The sequence below is a fragment of the Massilia sp. LXY-6 genome (assembly GCF_051233485.1).
Classification (GTDB): domain Bacteria; phylum Pseudomonadota; class Gammaproteobacteria; order Burkholderiales; family Burkholderiaceae_D; genus Telluria.
The window spans coordinates 59,355-77,299 of sequence record NZ_JBKFGF010000011.1 but is presented as its reverse complement, the minus strand read 5'-3'; the positions used below and the strand labels follow the sequence as shown (position 1 = coordinate 77,299).

The following is a 17,945-nucleotide window of genomic DNA, read 5'->3' as shown; positions in this document are numbered from 1 at the left end:
CGTGGGGGGAGGGCCGGCATGTCGATGGAATCAGAAGTCAGCGCCTATCTCGAGCTGCTCGGCAACCGGGCGGCCAAGCCGCAGCTTTTTCCGCTGCACGACGAGGTAGTGATCGGCCGCGATCGCCAGGATGCGCTGCCCTCGGATCAGTTCGTGTGCATTCCGCTGCACACCATCAGCCGCCGCCACGCGCGCCTGCGCCGCCGCGGCAGCGCCTGGTCGGTCGAAGACCTGCACTCGTCGAACGGCAGCTTCGTCAACGGCGAGCGCCTGTTGCCCGGCTCGTGGCGCGAACTCGACGACGGCGACGAGCTGTCGCTGGCGTCCACCCAGCTGGTGTTCCGCTCGCTGGTCGCGCCGGGTGCCGCCAGCATGCCGACCGTGATCAGGAAAAGCGTCGACGCTACCCAGTACGCACCGACGACGATGGCCACGCCGGCGCCGCGCGAGGCGAGCCGCGGCGAGCTCGAACAATCGGTGCTGAAACTGCACGCCATGGCCCAGGTCAGCATCGCGCTGGGCGTCGTGACCGACCGCGCGACGCTCAGCGACAAGATCATGAATTTCATCTTCGACCTGTTCCCGCGGGCCGAACGCGCCTTCATCCTGCTGCGCCAGAACGAACGCGACCCGCCGGTGCCGGTGGCGGCGCGGCGCCGCGACGGTACCGTCGAGGACCCGCGCCAGGCCCGGCTGTCGCACACGATCGTCGACGAGGTGCTGGGCAGGAAGCGCGCGATCCTCTCGAGCGATACGCTGTCGGACCGCCATTTCGCGGCGCAGGACTCGATCGTCGCCCAGGCGATCCGCAGCGCCATATGCGCGCCCTTGATCGTCGGCGATGAAGTGCTGGGGCTGATCCAGGTCGACAGCTCGTCCGACCCGCACGCCTTCCAGGAAGCCGACCTCGAACTCCTGACCGGGGTCTGCGCCGAAACCGCGGTCGCGCTGAAGAATTTTCAGTTGTACTCCGACATCGAGCGCCTGCTGGACGGCTTCGTGCGCGCTTCGGTGCAGGCGATCGAGGAGCGCGACCCGGTCACCGCCGGCCACTCGTTCCGGGTGGCCAGCTACGCCGAGTCGCTGGCCGTCGCGCTCGACCGCGCGGATACCCCGGCGCTGCGCCACGTCGCGTTCAGCCGGGAGCAGCTGCGCGAGATCCGTTACGCCGCGCTGCTGCACGACTTCGGCAAGGTCGGCGTGCGCGAGCACGTGCTGCGCAAGGAAAAAAAGCTGCACCACGCCGACATGCGTCTGCTCGAACAGCGCTTCCGCTACGCGCGCGCCTGCATGGAGCGCCAGGCCTACCATGGGCTGGCGCAGCGCCACCTCGACGAAGGCTGGAGCGCGGCCAGGTTCCGCAGCGAGAAGGACGCCATCGATGCCTACCTGGTGGAGGAAGCCGGGCGGCTCGACGGCTTCCTGGCCACGATCCGCAGCGCCAACGAGCCGGCCATCTCGCGCGGCAGCGCGCTGCCCGACCTGCGCGACATCGTCCATTACCCCTGCCACGACCCGGACGGCCAGCCCCTGGCCCTGCTCGAGGAGCACGAGGTGGCCGCGCTGAGCCTGGCCAAGGGCTGCCTGACGCCGGACGAACGGCGCCAGATCGAGGAGCACGTGGTGGATTCGTATTCCTTCCTGGTGTTGATTCCGTGGACGCGCGACCTGAGCGGCGTGCCGGCGATCGCGCACGGCCACCACGAAAAGCTCGACGGCTCGGGCTATCCGATGGGCTTGCGCGGGCCGCAGATCAGCGTCCAGACGCGCATCCTGACGATCTGCGACATCTGGGACGCGCTCACAGCGGGCGACCGCCCGTACAAGAAGGCGGTGCCGGTGGCGCTGGCGCTGGACCTGATGCGGGAAGAGTGCAATGCCGGGCATATCGACGGCGAGCTGTTCCAGGTGTTCGTCGAGGCCAGGGCGTGGGCAGCATGATGATCCTGCGCCTCTCTGCCATGGCAGCCGCCCTGCTGCTTGCCGCCTGCGCCGACGTCGGCATGCGGCCCTACCAGCGCCCGCAGACGCCGGCCAAGGCCACGTGGTCGAATTCGGCCAGTCTGCCGCTCTCCCGCACCGAGCTGATCGTCCCGGACTGGTGGCGCGGCTTCGGCGACCCTACCCTCGACCAGCTGGTCGGCCGTGCGATCGCCGGCAACGTCGACCTGGCGGTACTGGCGGCGCGCATCGGCGTGGCCAACGCGCAGATCGGCGAAGCACGCGCCGGCGCCCTGCCGACGCTGGACGCGGGAGCGGGCGCGAGCTTCGAAAAGAGTACCGGGCAGAAGTTCACCAAGCAGTTCAACCTGGCCACCCAGACCAACTGGGACATCGACATCTGGGGCAAGGTCGAGAAGGGCGTGCAGGCGCAAAAGGCCGAGTTCTCCGCCACCGAGGCCGACTGGCGCGCGGCTTATTTGAAACTGGTGTCGGACGTGTCGACGACCTATTTCCAGATCCTGCAGTTCGACGAGCAGATCGACCAGCAGCAGAAGGCCCTGGAAAAGAACCGGGAAATCCTGGCGACCTACCAGGCGATGGAGAAGAACGGCCTGGTTCCGCATACGCGCGTGCTGCAGCAGTCGGCCGAGGTCAAGCGCCTGAGCACGGACCTGGTCGAGCTGCGGCGCCTGCGCGCGCTGGCGGCCAACGCCCTGGACACGTTGATCGGCGTGCCGGCCGGCGAGTACCGGGTGCCGGGCGGGCACCTGCAGGAGCGGGTGCGGGTGCCCGAGGTGCCGGGCGGGCTGCCGTCGCAGCTGCTCAAGCGCCGGCCCGACATCGTCGCCGCCGAGTACCGGGTGCTGGAAGCCTACCACCTGAGCGGCCAGGCCAGGCTGGCGCAGCTGCCGTCGATCAGCCTGACCGGGCGCGGCGGCACCGCGAGCTTCGCGCTGAGCTCCCTGCTCAAGTCCTTCACTTTCGGCCTGCTCCCCAGCATCAACTTCCCGATCTTCGACCCCGGCGTGAAGGCACGCGTGCAGACCAGCGAGGCGCAAACCAGGGTGGCCGAGCAGGAGTACCGCAGCGCCGTGATGGCGGCGTTCGAGGATGTCGAAAACGCGCTGGTCAACCTCGAGGCGCACAAGCAGCAGCGCGGCGAGCTGCAGCAGCAGGTCGACCAGCTGCAACTGGTGGCCACGACCACCGACGCGCAGCGCAGGGAGGGGGTGGCGTCGCAACTGGAGGTGTTCGAGACCGAGCGCTCGCTGCTGTCCGCGCAGCTGGCGCTGCTGGCCAACCGGCAGCAGATCCTGTCCGACACGGTGACCTTGTATAAAGCCCTGGGCGGCGGCTGGCCGGCGCTGGAGGTGGCGAATGCCGCGCGCAACTGAAGCGGCCAAGGCAGGCGGCCCCGATGGCGCCTGACGACGCACTGGCCATCACCATGCAGGCGCCGGCAGCCCAGCGTGTCGCGGTCGTGCTCGAAGCGCTGACCCATCCCGAGCTCGGGCAGCTAGCCATCGGCGACAGCCTGTTCGCCATCGGCCGTACCGAGCAGCCCTTCGCCGGCTATCCGCCCGAACTCGTGGCCGACCTGTCGCGCCGCCATGCGCGCCTGTTCATCGAAAACGGCGAGGCCTGGCTGGCCGACCTGGGCAGCAAGAACGGCACCACCGTCAACGGCAAACCGCTGCGCCAGGCCATTGTGCGCCTGCGCGACGGCGATGAGATCGGGCTCGCACGCGTGCTGGCCTACCGCATACGCCTGCAGGCCGCGGCGCCGGTGTCGACGCCGCCCGCGCGGCTGGCCAGCCTGACATTGACACCGGAGCGCGCCGACCTGGGGCTCGAGACGATCGTCGTCACCAGCTTTCCTTTCCTGATCAGCAAGGTCGACGACAGCTTCGCGCGCTACAAGGACAAGGAGCCGCACCAGGTCGGCTACCTGTCGCGCCGCCACGCGCACATCTTCCTCAAGGGTGGCGTGCCCTGGGTCGAGGACCTGGGCAGCACCAACGGCACCTTCATCGGCGCGGTCCGGCTCGACGAGCATGCGCACGCGCTCGAGGACGGCGACGTGCTGGCCTTCGGCGGCCACCATTTCGTGTATCGCGTGGGCCTGCAATGGGAGCAGTTTGCCGAGCAGCCTGCAGAGAACTTCATGCCCGAGCCGACCGTCACCCGCTTTGCGCGCCCGGCTGCGGCGGGCGAGGCCGCGGGGGCGGACGAGGCCGACCACACCACCTTCGTCGCCTCGGCCGGCTCGTTCCTGGACATCTTCTGCGTCGACCGCGCCGCGGCGCAGGAGGACGAGGTCAATCCGGCGGAGGGACCGCCTGCCGCCGGACAGGGCCCGCGCAATCGCTCGGGCGGCAATCGCCCACGTGGCAAAGCAGCGATGATGGCGGCCGGCCTGCTCGAGGCGCTGGGCGCGGCCGGCGACGCCGACCAGGCGCGCCTGCGGCGCTGGATCGCGCTGCCCGCCGCGCTGCTGCTGCTGGCCGTGCTGGTCTTCTACCGGGCCGGCGCGCCGCAGCGCGAGGTGCAGGACCTGGTCGAGCATGGCGAGATGGCGGAAGCCAGCATGCTGGCGTCGGATCTGCTGGCGCGCGATCCGAACAATGCCGAGCTGAGGGCGCTGGGCACCGAGGCGCTGCTGAAATCCGCGCTGCCGCCGTGGATCGCGCACCTGAAGGGAGGGCGTTTCGAGCGCGCCGCGCAGGCGGTGGCGCAGATGCGGCAGATGAGCCGGAATAATCCCGATGCCGCGCCGCTGGTGGCCGAGCTCGCGTGGATCGGCGAAGTGGAGCAGTTCGTCCATGCGCGCGGCGGCGCCGATGCGCCGATCCGCACTCCGGCCGACCAGGCGCGCATCCGCCAGCTGCTGCGGCAATGGCAGGACGGCCAGCAGGCCCACCAGCGCGCGTTCGCGACCATGTCGTCCACCGTGCCGGCGTTTCGCGACACGTATGCCCAGGCGGTGAGCGACCTGCGCAAGCTGGCGCTGGTGGGAGGAAATGGAGGAGATGCGGATGGCAACCAGCAATAAGCCCGGAAAACTGGCGCTGCGGCCGCTGGTCGGCGCGCTCGAGGACCACAGCGACGAGGGGATCGGCATCCTGACCGCCGAGCCGTGGCGCACCACGCGCCTGGCCATCCAGCTCATGGTCGCGCTGGTACTGGCGGGGCTGGCCTGGTCCTTTTTCGGCCGCGCAGACGTGCTGGTCAGCGCGCCCGGCACCCTGGTGCCGGCTTCCGAAGTGCGGCGCCTGTATGCGCCGATCGACGGCGAGCTGGCGAACATCTACATCGCCGAGGGCCAGCCGGTGCTGAAAGGCGACGTGGTGGCGCGCCTGTACGCGCGCGGCGCGATCGAGGCGGCGCGCAACGCACTGGAGGCACGCCTGAAGCTGGAGGACGCCGAACGCGAGTGGAAGGAATTTCCGCAAAAGAAAGCGCTGCTGGACCAGCGGGTGGCGGCGCTCAAGGAAGCGATGGACCTTGAAGAGCGCCAGCACCAGCGGCGCGTGGCCGAGGGCACCAGCAAGCTGAGCGAAGGCCAGCGCGCACAGGCGCAGGAAGCGCGCACGAATCTCGAGGATGCGCGCCGCGCCAGCGCCGCCGCTCGCGACGAGGCGGCCAAGTACGCGCGCCTGTTCGCGCTGCCGGGCGGCGGCGGCGTCTCGCAGCTGCAGGTGGAGGGCAAGAAGAACGCGCTGCAGGCGGCCGAGAACGCGGTGCGGGTGGCGCAGTCGCGCCTCGGCGAGCTGAGCGCGCGCCAGAGCCTGGAAACCACGCAGGCGCAGGCGCAGCTCGAGACCAGCGGCCAGCAGTTGGCCAGCCTGCGCCTGCAGTACGAGGCGGCCACGCGCGAGGCTACCAACGTCGAGGAAAAGCTGCGCTTGCAGGTGCAGACGGCGCGCCTGGTGGCCGACGCGGCCTCGCGCATCCGGTTCGAGAACATTGACAAGGACAATTTTTTGCGCATCCTGGCGCCGGTGGACGGCGTGATCACGGAAGTGACGTCGACCCAGCCGGGCGACAAGATCCAGGCCAACACCCCGCTGGGCGGCATCGCGCCGAAGAACACGCGGCCGATCCTGAAAATCGAGATCGCCGAGCAGGACCGCGCCTTCCTGCGCGAGGGCCTGCCGGTGCAATTGAAGTTCAACGCCTTTCCCTACCAGCGCTATGGGCTCATCGGCGGCACGCTGCAGTTCATTTCTCCGGCCACCAAGGCCTCGCCCGCGACCAGGCAGCCGGTGTATGAGGGCCGCATCACGCTCGACCGCGACCACTATACGGTCGGCGACACGGCGTATCCGCTGCGCTACGGCATGACGGCCGCCGCCGAGATCGTGGTGCGCAAGCGCCGCCTGATCGACATGGCGCTGGATCCGTTCAGGCAGATCGGGGGATGATTTTTCCACCACCCGGCAAACGCCCGGCCTGAACTACCTACGAGCCCCTGACGATCTTCCAGATACCGTTCAGCGTGAGCACATACAGCTCGCCCTGCCCGTCCTGGCCGAAGGACAGGACCTGGCCGGGCTTGCTGACGCTCCACTCGCGCGGCGCGGTGACGGCGCGGTCGACCGCCAGGAAGCTGCGCAGGAAGCCCGCGCAGTAATCGGAATAGAAATAGTGCCCGGCCAGTTCCGGGATCGCGCTGCCGCGGTAGACATAGCCGCCGGTGATCGAGCACGCGCCGCCGTCGTGGCCGTAGTCGAGAACCGGCAGCGCCAGGCCGGTGCGGTCGCAGGTCTGCGCCTGGTAGCAGGCACTGCCCTCCATCCGGTTCCAGCCATAGTTCAACCCGCCCTGCGATGCGGATTCCAGGTCGATTTCCTCGCGCTGGTCCTGGCCGACGTCGGCGATGTAGAGTTGGCCGGCATCGAAGGCGAAGCGCCAGGGGTTGCGCAGGCCAAGCGCCCAGATCTCGGGGCGGCTGCCGCTCTGGTTACGGTAGGGATTCGTTTCAGGGATCAGGTAGGGCACGGCCGCACTGGCGCTGCGCACGTCCAGGCGCAGCAGCTTGCCCAGCAGGGAAGCCGGGTTTTGCGCATTGCCGTTCGGATCGCCCGCCGAGCCGCCGTCGCCGGTGCCGAGGTACAGGTAGCCGTCCGGGCCGAAGGCGAGCAGGCCGCCGAAGTGGTTCGTGAAGACCGGGTGCGCGATTTGCAGGACGGTCAGCTTCGACGCCGGATCGGCCCGGTCGGGATCGCTCGAGACCGTGTAGCGTTCGACCACGATGTCGTGGTTCGCATTCGTACGGTAGACATAGAAGCGGCCATTGCCGGCATAGCCGGGATCGAAGGCCATCGACAACAGCCCGCCTTCGCCGGTGACGTCGGTGACCGCCCGCAGGTCGAGGAAGGCTTGCGGCAGCAGCGTGCCGCCCTGCATGACCAGGATGCGGCCCGCGCGTTCGACGATGAACTGGCGCGCATCACCCGGCGGCGCGGTCAGAAAGGTGGGGCTGGACAGGCCGCTGGCGAACGGCGCCAGCGCCAGCGTGAGGGAACCGGGCGGCGGCGCTGGCGGCTGGACGACTGGTGTGCCGGCATCCGGCGTGGCGCCGCCACCGCCACCGCCGCCACCGCAGGCGGCGAGCAGGAACAATGACAGGAGCGGCAGCGGTAAACCAATGGTCCTGGACAGCATCGCGGCCTCCGATTCGTGTCGCCAACCTTATGTAAGTACAGCATGCCGCAAGCCTGCGGCGGGCGGCGCTCCCTTGGCGCCGTTCGAAAAGATGGTAAGCGGCACAAAAGCGGTGCATAATATGACGCTTGTCTTCTGTCTTATATAAGACTTGGCCGCCTTCCTCTGCGGACGATCGAGTCCGCAAAGTTTTAGCGACACTATGTTGCGGCCACCGGATCGGTTAGGATCGACCCCTAACGGGTGCGTTGAACCCGCAAGCCGAGACAGGCGATATCTTTTTAGTATTAGTATTCGAAACCTTCGCGAACACCGAGGAAAAAGCGTATGAGCAGTGATCCGACCATCATCTACACCTTAACCGACGAGGCGCCCCTGCTGGCTACCCACGCCTTCCTGCCCGTCGTCAGCACCTTTACCAAGCCTGCCGGCATCAAGATCCAGGAAAGCGACATCTCGGTCGCGGCGCGTATCCTGGCCCAGTTCCCCGAGCGCCTGACGCCGGAGCAGCGCGTACCTGACGCCCTGTCCGAGCTGGGCAAGAAGACCCTCGAGGCGGACGCCAACATCATCAAGCTGCCGAACATCAGCGCCTCGGTGGCCCAGCTGGTCAATGCAATCAAGGAACTGCAGGGCAAGGGCTACAACATTCCCGACTACCCGGCGAACCCGCAGACCGACGAAGAGAAGGACATCAAGGCCCGCTACGGCAAGTGCATCGGCTCGTCCGTGAACCCGGTGCTGCGCGAAGGTAACTCCGACCGCCGCGCGCCGAAGGCCGTCAAGGAATACGCCCGCAAGAACCCCCACTCGATGGCCGAATGGTCGCCGGCGTCGCGCACCCACGTGTCGCACATGACCCACGGCGACTTCTACCATGGCGAAAAGTCGATGACGCTGGACCGCGCCCGCGACGTCAAGATGGAACTGCTGACCAAGAGCGGCCAGGCCATCGTGCTGAAGCAGAAGGTGGCGCTGCTGGACGGCGAGATCATCGATTCGATGTTCATGAGCCGCAAGGCCCTGCTCGACTTCTACGAGAAGCAGATCGAAGACGCGAAGAACAGCGGCGTGATGTTCTCGCTGCACGTCAAGGCGACCATGATGAAGGTCTCGCACCCGATCGTGTTCGGCCACTGCGTGCGCACCTTCTACAAGGAAGCGTTCGAAAAGCACGGCGCGCTGTTCGACAGCCTGGGCGTGAACGTCAACAACGGCATGGCCGACCTGTACAACAAGATCGCCACCCTGCCGGAGTCGCAGCGCGAAGAGATCATCCGTGACATCCACGCCTGCCAGGAACACCGTCCGGCGCTGGCCATGGTCGACTCGGCCAAGGGCATCACCAACTTCCACTCGCCGAACGACGTGATCGTCGATGCGTCGATGCCGGCCATGATCCGCGCCGGCGGCAAGATGTACGGCGCCGATGGCCGCCTGAAGGAAGTCAAGGCCGTGATTCCGGAATCGACCTTCGCCCGCATCTACCAGGAGATCATCAACTTCTGCAAATGGCACGGCGCATTCGACCCGAAAACCATGGGCACCGTCCCGAACGTGGGCCTGATGGCACAGCAGGCGGAAGAATACGGTTCGCACGACAAGACCTTCGAGATCCCGGAAGACGGCGTCGCCAACATCACCGACATCGCCACCGGCGAAGTGCTGATGTCGCAGAACGTCGAGAAGGGCGACATCTGGCGCATGTGCCAGGTGAAGGACGCCCCGATCCGCGACTGGGTCAAGCTGGCCGTCACCCGCGCCCGCAACTCGGGCATGCCGGCCGTGTTCTGGCTGGATCCGTACCGTCCGCACGAGAATGAACTGATCAAGAAGGTCAAGACCTACCTGAAGGATCACGACACCACCGGCCTGGACATCCAGATCATGTCGCAGGTGCGCGCGATGCGCTACACCCTGGAGCGCGTGGCCCGCGGCCTGGACACCATCTCGGTGACCGGCAACATCCTGCGCGACTACCTGACCGACCTGTTCCCGATCATGGAACTGGGCACCAGCGCCAAGATGCTGTCGATCGTTCCGCTGATGGCGGGCGGCGGCATGTACGAAACCGGCGCCGGCGGCTCGGCACCGAAGCACGTGCAGCAGCTGGTCGAAGAGAACCACCTGCGCTGGGATTCGCTGGGCGAGTTCCTGGCGCTGGCCGTCAGCCTCGAAGACCTGGGCCTGAAGACCGGTTCGAACAAGGCCAAGATCCTGTCCCGGACCCTGGACGCCGCCACCGGCAAGCTGCTGGACAACCGCAAGTCGCCGTCGCCGAAGACCGGTGAACTCGACAACCGCGGCAGCCAGTTCTACCTGTCGATGTACTGGGCCCAGGAACTGGCGCAGCAAGCCGAGGACGCCGAACTGGCAGCCCACTTCGCGCCGCTGGCCAAGGCCCTGGCCGAGAACGAGCAGAAGATCGTCGCCGAGCTGCTGGAAGTCCAGGGCAAGCCGGTCGACATCGGCGGCTACTACCAGCCGGACAACGCCAAGGTGAAAGCCGTGATGCGTCCGAGCGCGACCTTCAACCAGGCGCTGGCTTCGGTCGCTTAAGTCAGTCGCACCAACCCGTCGTCCCCGCGCAGGCGGGGACCCAAGTTCTGTTCGCGTTATCGAAACGCTGGCAAAGCTTAGGTCCCCGCCTCCGCGGGGACGACGTTTTTGTGTGCTAGTCTTGCCTCATCCATATTCTTTGTTGACGAGGCTCCGCTTGAACAAACCCACCCTCCGGCTCGCCGCCGCAGCAGTGCTGTCGCTGTTCTCTCTCGCATCCCAAGCCCAGCAGGCCGCTCCTTTGAAAACCCAGGTCGCCACCCGCGTCGACGCCATGTACCCGTGGCTGGATGGCATCTACAAGGACTTGCATGCGCATCCCGAGATCGCGTTCCAGGAAGTGCGCACCGCGAATAAACTGGCCGCCGAGATGCGCAAGCTGGGCTTCGAGGTGACCGAAAAGGTCGGCAAGACCGGCATCGTGGCCGTGCTGCGCAACGGCGCCGGGCCGACGGTGCTGGTGCGCACCGAACTGGATGGCTTGCCGATGGAAGAGAAGACCGGCCTGCCCTATGCCAGCCGCGGTCCGGCCACCCACAGCTGCGGGCACGACGTGCACATGGCCAGCTGGCTGGGCGCGGCGCGCACACTCCATGAACTGAAGTCGCAGTGGAAGGGCACGCTGGTGTTCATCGGCCAGCCGGCCGAGGAGACCGTGTCCGGCGCCAGGGCCATGCTGGACGACGGCCTGTTCAAGCGCTTCCCGAAGCCCGACTATGCCTTCGCCCTGCATTCCTGGCCGCTGGCCTATGGCGCCGTCGGTTTCAACGACGGTCCGGTGTCGTCGAACTCGGATGCCATCGAGATCGTCTTCAAAGGCCGCGGCGGGCACGGCTCGGCGCCGGACAAGGCGCTGGACCCGATCGCGATCGCGGCCCGCTTCGTGACCGATGTGCAGACCGTGGTCAGCCGCGAGAAGGATCCGAAGGAGTTCGGCGTGGTGACGATCGGCGCGATCCATGGCGGCACGGTCGGCAACATCATTCCGGACACGGTGCAGGTGCGCGGCACCATCCGCTCCTACAGCCCGGAGGTGCGGGCGAAACTGCTGGACGGCGTGCGCCGGGTGGCGAACGCTTCGGCCGCCATGGCCGGCGCGCCGGTCCCCGACGTGCAGCTGATCGCGGGCGGGGCCGCCATCGTCAACAACGAGGAGCTGGTGCGCAGGACCGAGGCCGTGTTCCGCGATGCCTTCGGCGCCGCCAACGCCCAGCGCATGCCGGCGATGACGGCCAGCGAGGATTTTTCGCTGTACGCCAACCAGGGCGTGCCCTCGATGTTCTTCTTCACCGGCGTCTACGACCCGAAGGCGGTGTCGGAGGCCCAGCGTCCCGGCGGCACGCCGATCGCCTTCAACCACTCGCCCTTCTATGCGCCGGTGCCGGAACCGTCGATCAAGACGGCGGCGCAGGCGATGAGCCTGGCCGTGCTGAATGTGATGGCACACTGAGACACGCATGAGCAAGGGTGTCGAGGCGGGACGGGTACTGGCGCTGGCGCTGCGCGCCGCGCACAGTCCTTCTAGCACGCCGGCGCCCTATATCGAGGCCATCGCCGGCACCGGCCTGGCCGGCGACCGCCACGCCAACCCCTTGTCGCCGCGCCAGGTGTTGCTGGCCAGCGCTTCGGTCTATGCCGATTTAACACTGCCCGCACACGCGCTGGGCGAGAACCTGCTGGTCGATTTCGACACCGCGACGCTTCATTCCGGCACCGTGCTGCAGGTCGGCAGCACGGTCCTGCTGCGCCTGATGTTCCAGTGCGAGGCCTGCGGCTATCTCGACGGCTACCTGCCCGGCGTGTCGGCGCGCATCGGCCGCCGCCGCGGCATCCTCGCCCGCGTGCTGGCCGGCGGCGCGATCGATCCCGGCGACCGCATCCTCGACCTGGGCTGCGTAATGCCGGCCTGGGATGACGACTGGCGCGAGCGGGTCGCACAGGTGCTACGCACGGTGCCGGACGGGATGGTGCTCACCTACGCCCGGCTGGCGCTGCTGGCCGGGGTGCAGCCGACCTATTGCCGGGCCTTCCCGCGCCTGGTCGCCAGGCTCGGACCGGGCCATGCGGGCAAGGCGGTGCCGGCACATGCGGCCGCGGGACGGCGCTGCTGGGACGGTCAAGGCCTGTTCGGCGACGCCGCCTACAAGGTGTGCAGCTCGTAGCGCACGTCGCGGCGGTCGCGCTCCTGGACGCCTTCGACCAGATACGCATCCCAGCCCAGGCGGCCGATCGTGGCCCCGTCCTTCAGCGCCACCTCGCGCACCTCGGCCGCGCGCAGCACCAGTTCCACCTCGTACTCGAGCGTCACGCCGGTGAACAGGGTCAGGATCGAGCGCAGCGCGCGCGCCGCCAGGCCGCCGGGCAGGAAGGCGTCGAAGCTGGCGCGGTCGAGCGGCCCGACCACAAGGCGCAGGCGCAGGTCGCGCTGCCACACGCGCACGCCCGCCAGCGCGCCCGCGCCCAGCACGGCGGTGGGGGCGCCGAGTGTGCTTTGCTGCCCGGGCGGCACCTCGTACCACTGGCCGACGAACTGTTCAACCGTTACCGGCTGGCCGAAATATTCGCTCAGCACGCGCGCCAACTGGGCGCTTGACGCGGGCCGGTGCCGGAGCGCGGCGGCGAAGTAGCCGATCGATTCGTCCTGCACCGCGCCGTGCGTCCCATGTGCCAGGCGCCGGCGCAGCGCGGGGTTGCCGAAGCCGCCCAGGCCGAGCAGCAGGGGCAGGAAGCCGTCCCTGCCGTCAGACTGGTATTTGAAGGGCAGCCTGTATTTTCTCCAGGCTTCGTAGAACAGGGCCAGCGAGCGGTTCGAGAAGGTGTCGAGGAAGGCGCGCGGGCCTTCGTCCTTGTCGCGCAGCTCGTGCTCGGCGATGCGCTCGTTGTAGTGGGCCGGCAGCACTCCGGTACAGCCCAGCAGGCCCATGAAAGCGGGCGTGACGTGGACATACTTGAGTCCTTCGCCGTCCCGCGTCTCGGCATGGATGGCTTCGAGCTGGCTGGCCGGGAAGCGATGCGAGGTCGAGTTCCGGAAGCGCAGCACGCCCGCCACCGGGTCGGGCGCGGCATGTCCCTGGCGCCTGAGCCAGAGTTCGAGCAGGCGCACCGCCTGGAAGTACTCGAAGCGCCAGGGTTCCTTGAACAGGCGCTCGATTACAGCAGGCTCGAATCGCCGCTTCTTGGCGAACATGCGAGTAACTCCTCTCCGGTCTTGTGCGAGACGATGGTCAGCCTGGTAAAACTGTTGGCATGCACGTAGAGGGCCAGGAAGCGCTCGATCAGGTGGGCAAAGGCGTGGATGCCGCTGCCGATGAAGGCTTCCTCGTCGATGGTGAGACGTACCTCGACCCCGCGCACCAGGCAGGTGTACGGGTTCCCCGGCAGCCAGGCGCTGGCGGCCTTCCGTTCGATGCCAATGACACCGGCGATCTGGCGCTGCGAGGAGACCGAGCGCGGCAGGTCGTACAGCGCCAGCATCTCGCGGAAGGCGTCGATGCCGTCCGCCGTGAGCGACAGGTGGTTCAGCGACAGGTGCGAGATCAGGCGCCAGTGGGTGCCGCGTCCATGCTCGAAGCGCCAGGAATTGGTCGGCTTGCGGAGAAAAGCGATCGACTTCACGCTGGATCCGCCTTCGAGGAACAGATCCCCGCCGGGCTGGCCGTAGGCGAGCTGCGAGGGCAGGTCGCGGTTGGTGCAGGTGAGGTCGAGGTTCAGCGTGTCGGTCTCGACCGCGGCCGGGTCGAAGTCGACGTCGACGATCGTGATCTGGGTCTCGAAGCCGGGGCTGTTATCGAGCAGCGTCTCGTCGCGCCGCATGGCCCAGTAATGGCCGCTGCTTTCCGGCGCCTGCGCGTGCTTGAGCGAATAGAAGGGCTGGTACGCGACGATGGTTTCGCCCTGCGGCGTCTGCCGCACCAGCGAGACCGAGTCGATCGACTGCACCTCGTAGGCAAAGGCGCGGCGCGCATCGGCCAGCACCGGGTAGCTGGCGCTGGTGTGGGTCAGCCGGATCGGCTCCCCCTTCTGGCGGAACAGATTGACCACCGGGGTACAGCCGAGCAGGAGCTTATGCGTCGACAGCGTCTCCAGCATGCGCGCCGTGTTGGAGTCTACGCGCAGGCCCGACAAGGCCAGGTGCAGGGTGAGCGACCTGGTCCCGGCCGGCAGGCTTGCTGCCAGTGCGGGCAGGTCGATGTCGAAGAAGTTGAATTTCTCGGGGAAGCAGAAGTATTCGGTCAGCAGCCGATAGGCGGGGTGCGAGCGCGCCGGCACGTCGATCAGGGCATCGTCGTCGTCGAAGCCGGCGGTGTGGAGCGGAACCGCCGCCAGCGGCACCCAGCGTCCGCTGCGGTCGGCTTCGGCCCAGGCGCCGACGGTCCGCATGAACAGCGCGTCGCGCAGGGCCGCGCAGAACGAGGGCTCGCCGTCGATGAACACGCGCAGCCGCGCCAGCTGCAGCTGGCCCGGCGCCTGCTCGCCGGTGGCGGCGATGGTGAGCTTGAGGCCCGCGCCGGCGCCGCCCGGCAGGCGCACGGCTTCGGGGCAGCGGATGATCGCACTGAAAGATGCCTCGGTCAGCGCCAGCGGCGCCACGCTGACCGGATAGACGGTGCGGAAGGCGCAGGCGGCGCCGCGTACCGGCCGCGTGGTGAGCTGGGTGCCGCGCGCGATCGTGCTGGCGCCGGTCTGCTGCTTGGCGGCGGCGCCGACATCCATGTGCGCGATCGAGCACGAGGGGAAGGGCCGCAGGTAGTGCGGATACAGCACCTCGAACAGCGCCTCGGTGAACTCGGGGTAATCGTCGTCGAGGCGCTTGGCGATGCGGGCGTTGAGCAGCGCGAACGATTCGATCATGCGCTCGATGTGCGGGTCTTCGCACACCTCGCCACCGATCAGCAGGCGCCCGGCGATCTTCGGATAGCGTTCGGCGAAGTCGCGCAGGTTGCGGCGCAGGTAGCCCAGTTCGCGCTCGTAGTAGGGTAGCATCCGCTCCATCTCAGGCTCCCGCCGGCGTGCCGGCTGCCGGTCCCGGACGCCCTGCCTTGCTGATGCTGTACTGGAGGGTCGAGCGCTGCAGCACGGCGTCGAAGTTGACCGGCTCCTGCGAGCTGCTGGCTACCAGCAGCGCCGTGATCGAGAAATTCAGGCGGTTCACCGCGCCCTCCCTGATCTCGAGCGAGGCTTTCACGTTGCGCAGGCGCGGCTCGTGGCGCGCGATGACCTTTTCCAGGCAGGCGCAGATGTGGGCGCGGTCGGAAGGGCTGGACAGCGAACGGTCGGCGAAATCGTTCAGACCATAGTTCAGGATCGAGCGGCCGCATTCCGGGTAATGCTTGAGCAGCTCTTCCGGGATCACGGCGCGGGTGTTGAGCAGGGCCTCCAGGTCGCGCGCGACCGCGTCCTTCAAATCCTCGGCCGAGATCCGCGACACCGTCGCGCCGCTGGCAGCAGCCGCGCTGCGGGTTGGCGTCCCGAGCAGGCGGTCGAACAACCCAGGCGTGAAACCCTTCATCGGTATCCCCTCGCGTGATCGAGCCGAAAGTCTTACATAGACGGGGCCGAAAAAATAGTTCAGTTGGTACGGCGCTACTCAAACGTTGAGCGAAAACAAGGCACGACGGGGTTGCAGTAAAAATGCCTGCACGAAAAAGCTATGGTGGTGGACTCGACAGGAGGAATGCGACCATGAACAGCAAGCTACTGTGGGGCGAGGGCCTGTTGCTGCGTCCGCAGCATTTCCAGCGCCAGGACCAATACCACGAGCACCGCCTGCACAAGAGCATCGACGCGGTCCACCCCTATGCATGGGGCGTGGAACGGCTCGACATCGACCGCGACGCCATCGGCAACAACGTGCTGCGCATCCTGGCGCTGTCGCTGCGCTTCCAGGACGGCGAACTGGTCGACGCGCCCGGCCCCGACGAGCTGCCGCCCACGGTCGACCTGGGCCAGCTGCAATCCCAGCCGCAGTTCCAGTCGCATCAGCAGACCGTCATGTATTACGCCGCCCTGCCGGGATTGAAACCCTTCAGCGGCAACTTCGCCCAGCCCGGCCAGGACAGCAACACGGCCCGCTTCGTGCAGGCGAACCAGGAGACGCCCGATCTCTACACCCAGGCGTCTCCCGCCCAATTGGCCTACCTGAAGAAGACCGTGCGCCTGGTGGCCGAATTCGAGCCGCGCGACGCCTATACCTGTTTCCCGCTGCTGCGCCTGCGCCGCGCCGCGGCCGGCGGCTTCGAGCTCGATCCCTCCTTCGTGCCGCCCAGCTTGTCGATCGGGGCCGCACCGATCGTCTTCCTGCAGCTGCGCCGCCTGCTGGACGCGCTGCAGGCCAAGGTTGGCGCCCTGTACGGCCACCACCGCGAGCCGAGCCGCAACGTGATCGAATTCCGCTCCGGCGACATGTCCTCGTTCTGGCTGCTGCACACGGCCAGCACCGCGTGCGCGGCGCTGACGCATTACCTGCACCACCCGGACCTGCATCCGGAGCGCCTGTACGAACAGCTGCTCGCCACCGCCGGTGCCCTGATGACCTTCTCGAAGAGCTGGCTGCTTTCCGACCTGCCGCCCTACCACCACGCCGACCCGGGCCCGGCCTTCGCCAAGGTCCACCAGATCATCCGCGAGCTGCTCGATACCGTCATCTCCTCGAAGTACTTCGCCATCGTCCTGAACGAAGTGCGGCCGTGCTACCACCACGGCATGCTCGACTCGGGCAAGATCGACGACAAGACCACCTTCTACATCGCGGTATCGGCCGATATTCCGGCGCTCGAACTGGTCGACACGGTGCCGCTGCGCTTCAAGGTCGGCGCCCCGGACGACGTCGAGAAATGCGTGCTGTCCGCCCTGCCCGGCGTGCGCCTGCAGTACGCCCCGCAGCTGCCGGCCGCGGTGCCGGTGCGGCCCGATACCTGCTACTTCGTGCTCGATACGAAGGGCCAGATGGTCGAGCGCATGCTCCAGGCGCAGTCGGTTTCCATCTATGTGCCGTCGGGGATGAAGGAGCTCAAGCTGGAGCTGTTGGCGGTGGCGGCCTGAGACGCGCTTGCCGAGGTTCAGCGCACCCGGCGCATCGACGAGATCCGGTTATTCATCCCCTCCAGGAAGGGATAGCGGCCCGGGCCGAGCACCACGCACTGGCCGCGGAAGTCGCCGTGCTCGCAGAATTCCCAGCGGCCCTCGTTGATGACGATCGAGACAGCGCGGTCGTTGAAGCCGACCTCGTTGAGCGCGCGGACGTCGCCGGACAGGCCGACGGTGGCGCCTTCGAAACGCGGACCGGAGAACAGCTGGACGGCCTCACCGCGCGGGCCGCCGCCGCGTTCGTCACGCCAGTCACGGCCGTCCCGCCAGTCACCGCGGCGCTCGTCACGGTCGCCGCGCCAACCCGGTCCACCGTAGCGGTCGTCACGGTCGTAGCCGCGGCCGCCGCGCGTGATTTCGCGTGCCGACGAGATGCTGTCGTTCAAGCGCGGCAGTTCGCGGTATTCGCCGGGGCCGAACTCGGCGCAGTAGCCGCCGAAGTCCTTGTGCTCGCACAGCTGCCACACGCCCGAACGCACGACCACGCTGGAAGTGCGGTCGTTGAAGCCGATGTCGGCCAGGTTGTAGGCATCGCGGTTGATGGTGACGCGGGCGCCGCGGAAGTCGTTGTCGGCGAACAGCGTGATCTCGCCGGCAAAGGCGGCGTGGGCAAAGGTCGCCAGAACGGCGGCGGCGGCGAACAGGCGTTTCATGTCTTCTTCTCCATCGATGGGTTGCATGCGCCTGTC

Annotated in this window: 13 protein-coding genes; 8 read left to right on the top strand and 5 right to left on the bottom strand. The window is 67.7% G+C overall.

The window, feature by feature from the left end; translation table 11 throughout:
• Positions 1–18 precede the first annotated feature (18 nt).
• From ACI48D_RS06220 to ACI48D_RS06205, 4 genes are read left to right on the top strand one after another with little or no spacing between them, the layout of a single operon-like run.
• A complete protein-coding gene (locus ACI48D_RS06220; protein ID WP_435570351.1) occupies positions 19–1,941 on the top strand; it encodes an HD domain-containing phosphohydrolase in 1,923 nt (640 codons plus the stop codon).
• On the top strand, positions 1,938–3,338 hold the full coding sequence (locus tag ACI48D_RS06215; RefSeq protein WP_435570350.1) for an efflux transporter outer membrane subunit: 1,401 nt from the start codon (positions 1,938–1,940) through the stop codon (positions 3,336–3,338). The genes ACI48D_RS06220 and ACI48D_RS06215 overlap by 4 nt, the downstream gene beginning before the upstream one ends.
• Positions 3,339–3,361: 23 nt before the next feature.
• Complete coding sequence (locus ACI48D_RS06210) at positions 3,362–4,996, top strand: FHA domain-containing protein (RefSeq protein ID WP_435570349.1); 1,635 nt, start codon at positions 3,362–3,364, stop codon at positions 4,994–4,996.
• Positions 4,980–6,368, top strand: a complete 1,389-nt coding sequence (locus tag ACI48D_RS06205; protein ID WP_435570348.1) for an HlyD family efflux transporter periplasmic adaptor subunit — start codon at positions 4,980–4,982, stop codon at positions 6,366–6,368. The genes ACI48D_RS06210 and ACI48D_RS06205 overlap by 17 nt, the downstream gene beginning before the upstream one ends.
• Positions 6,369–6,405: 37 nt before the next feature.
• Here the strand turns inward: ACI48D_RS06205 and ACI48D_RS06200 are convergent, their stop codons facing one another.
• Positions 6,406–7,611: a PQQ-dependent sugar dehydrogenase gene (locus ACI48D_RS06200; RefSeq protein ID WP_435570347.1), complete on the bottom strand. Its 1,206-nt coding sequence runs from the start codon at positions 7,609–7,611 to the stop codon at positions 6,406–6,408.
• 327 nt (positions 7,612–7,938) lie between these two features.
• Here ACI48D_RS06200 and ACI48D_RS06195 point away from each other — a divergent pair, with 327 nt between their 5' ends.
• The 3 genes from ACI48D_RS06195 (at position 7,939) to ACI48D_RS06185 (ending at position 12,332) form a co-directional block, all read left to right on the top strand.
• Positions 7,939–10,170, top strand: a complete 2,232-nt coding sequence (locus tag ACI48D_RS06195) for an NADP-dependent isocitrate dehydrogenase (RefSeq protein WP_435570346.1) — start codon at positions 7,939–7,941, stop codon at positions 10,168–10,170.
• 157 nt (positions 10,171–10,327) lie between these two features.
• Entirely contained in the window at positions 10,328–11,620 is a 1,293-nt protein-coding gene (locus ACI48D_RS06190) for an amidohydrolase (RefSeq protein ID WP_435570345.1), read from the top strand.
• Positions 11,621–11,627: 7 nt separating this feature from the next.
• Entirely contained in the window at positions 11,628–12,332 is a 705-nt protein-coding gene (locus ACI48D_RS06185) for an MOSC domain-containing protein (protein ID WP_435570344.1), read from the top strand.
• On the opposite strand, the gene tssG is transcribed toward ACI48D_RS06185, so the two are convergent.
• From tssG to tssE, 3 genes are read right to left on the bottom strand one after another with little or no spacing between them, the layout of a single operon-like run.
• Positions 12,311–13,357 carry a type VI secretion system baseplate subunit TssG gene (tssG, locus tag ACI48D_RS06180; RefSeq protein ID WP_435570343.1) on the bottom strand — a complete coding sequence of 349 codons (1,047 nt, stop codon included), beginning with the start codon at positions 13,355–13,357 and terminating at the stop codon, positions 12,311–12,313. The two genes, ACI48D_RS06185 and tssG, sit on opposite strands and share 22 nt — an antisense overlap.
• Entirely contained in the window at positions 13,321–15,162 is a 1,842-nt protein-coding gene (tssF, locus tag ACI48D_RS06175; protein WP_435570342.1) for a type VI secretion system baseplate subunit TssF, read from the bottom strand. The genes tssG and tssF overlap by 37 nt, the downstream gene beginning before the upstream one ends.
• Position 15,163: 1 nt before the next feature.
• Complete coding sequence (gene tssE / locus ACI48D_RS06170) at positions 15,164–15,679, bottom strand: type VI secretion system baseplate subunit TssE (RefSeq protein WP_435570341.1); 516 nt, start codon at positions 15,677–15,679, stop codon at positions 15,164–15,166.
• 173 nt (positions 15,680–15,852) lie between these two features.
• On the opposite strand from tssE, the gene tssK reads away from it, so the two are divergent.
• Positions 15,853–17,211 carry a type VI secretion system baseplate subunit TssK gene (gene tssK, locus ACI48D_RS06165; protein ID WP_435570340.1) on the top strand — a complete coding sequence of 453 codons (1,359 nt, stop codon included), beginning with the start codon at positions 15,853–15,855 and terminating at the stop codon, positions 17,209–17,211.
• A gap of 17 nt (positions 17,212–17,228) precedes the next feature.
• On the opposite strand, the gene ACI48D_RS06160 is transcribed toward tssK, so the two are convergent.
• Positions 17,229–17,936 (bottom strand): beta/gamma crystallin-related protein, encoded by a 708-nt coding sequence (locus ACI48D_RS06160; protein ID WP_435570339.1) that lies wholly within the window; start codon positions 17,934–17,936, stop codon positions 17,229–17,231.
• Between the last annotated feature and the right edge of the window lie 9 nt (positions 17,937–17,945).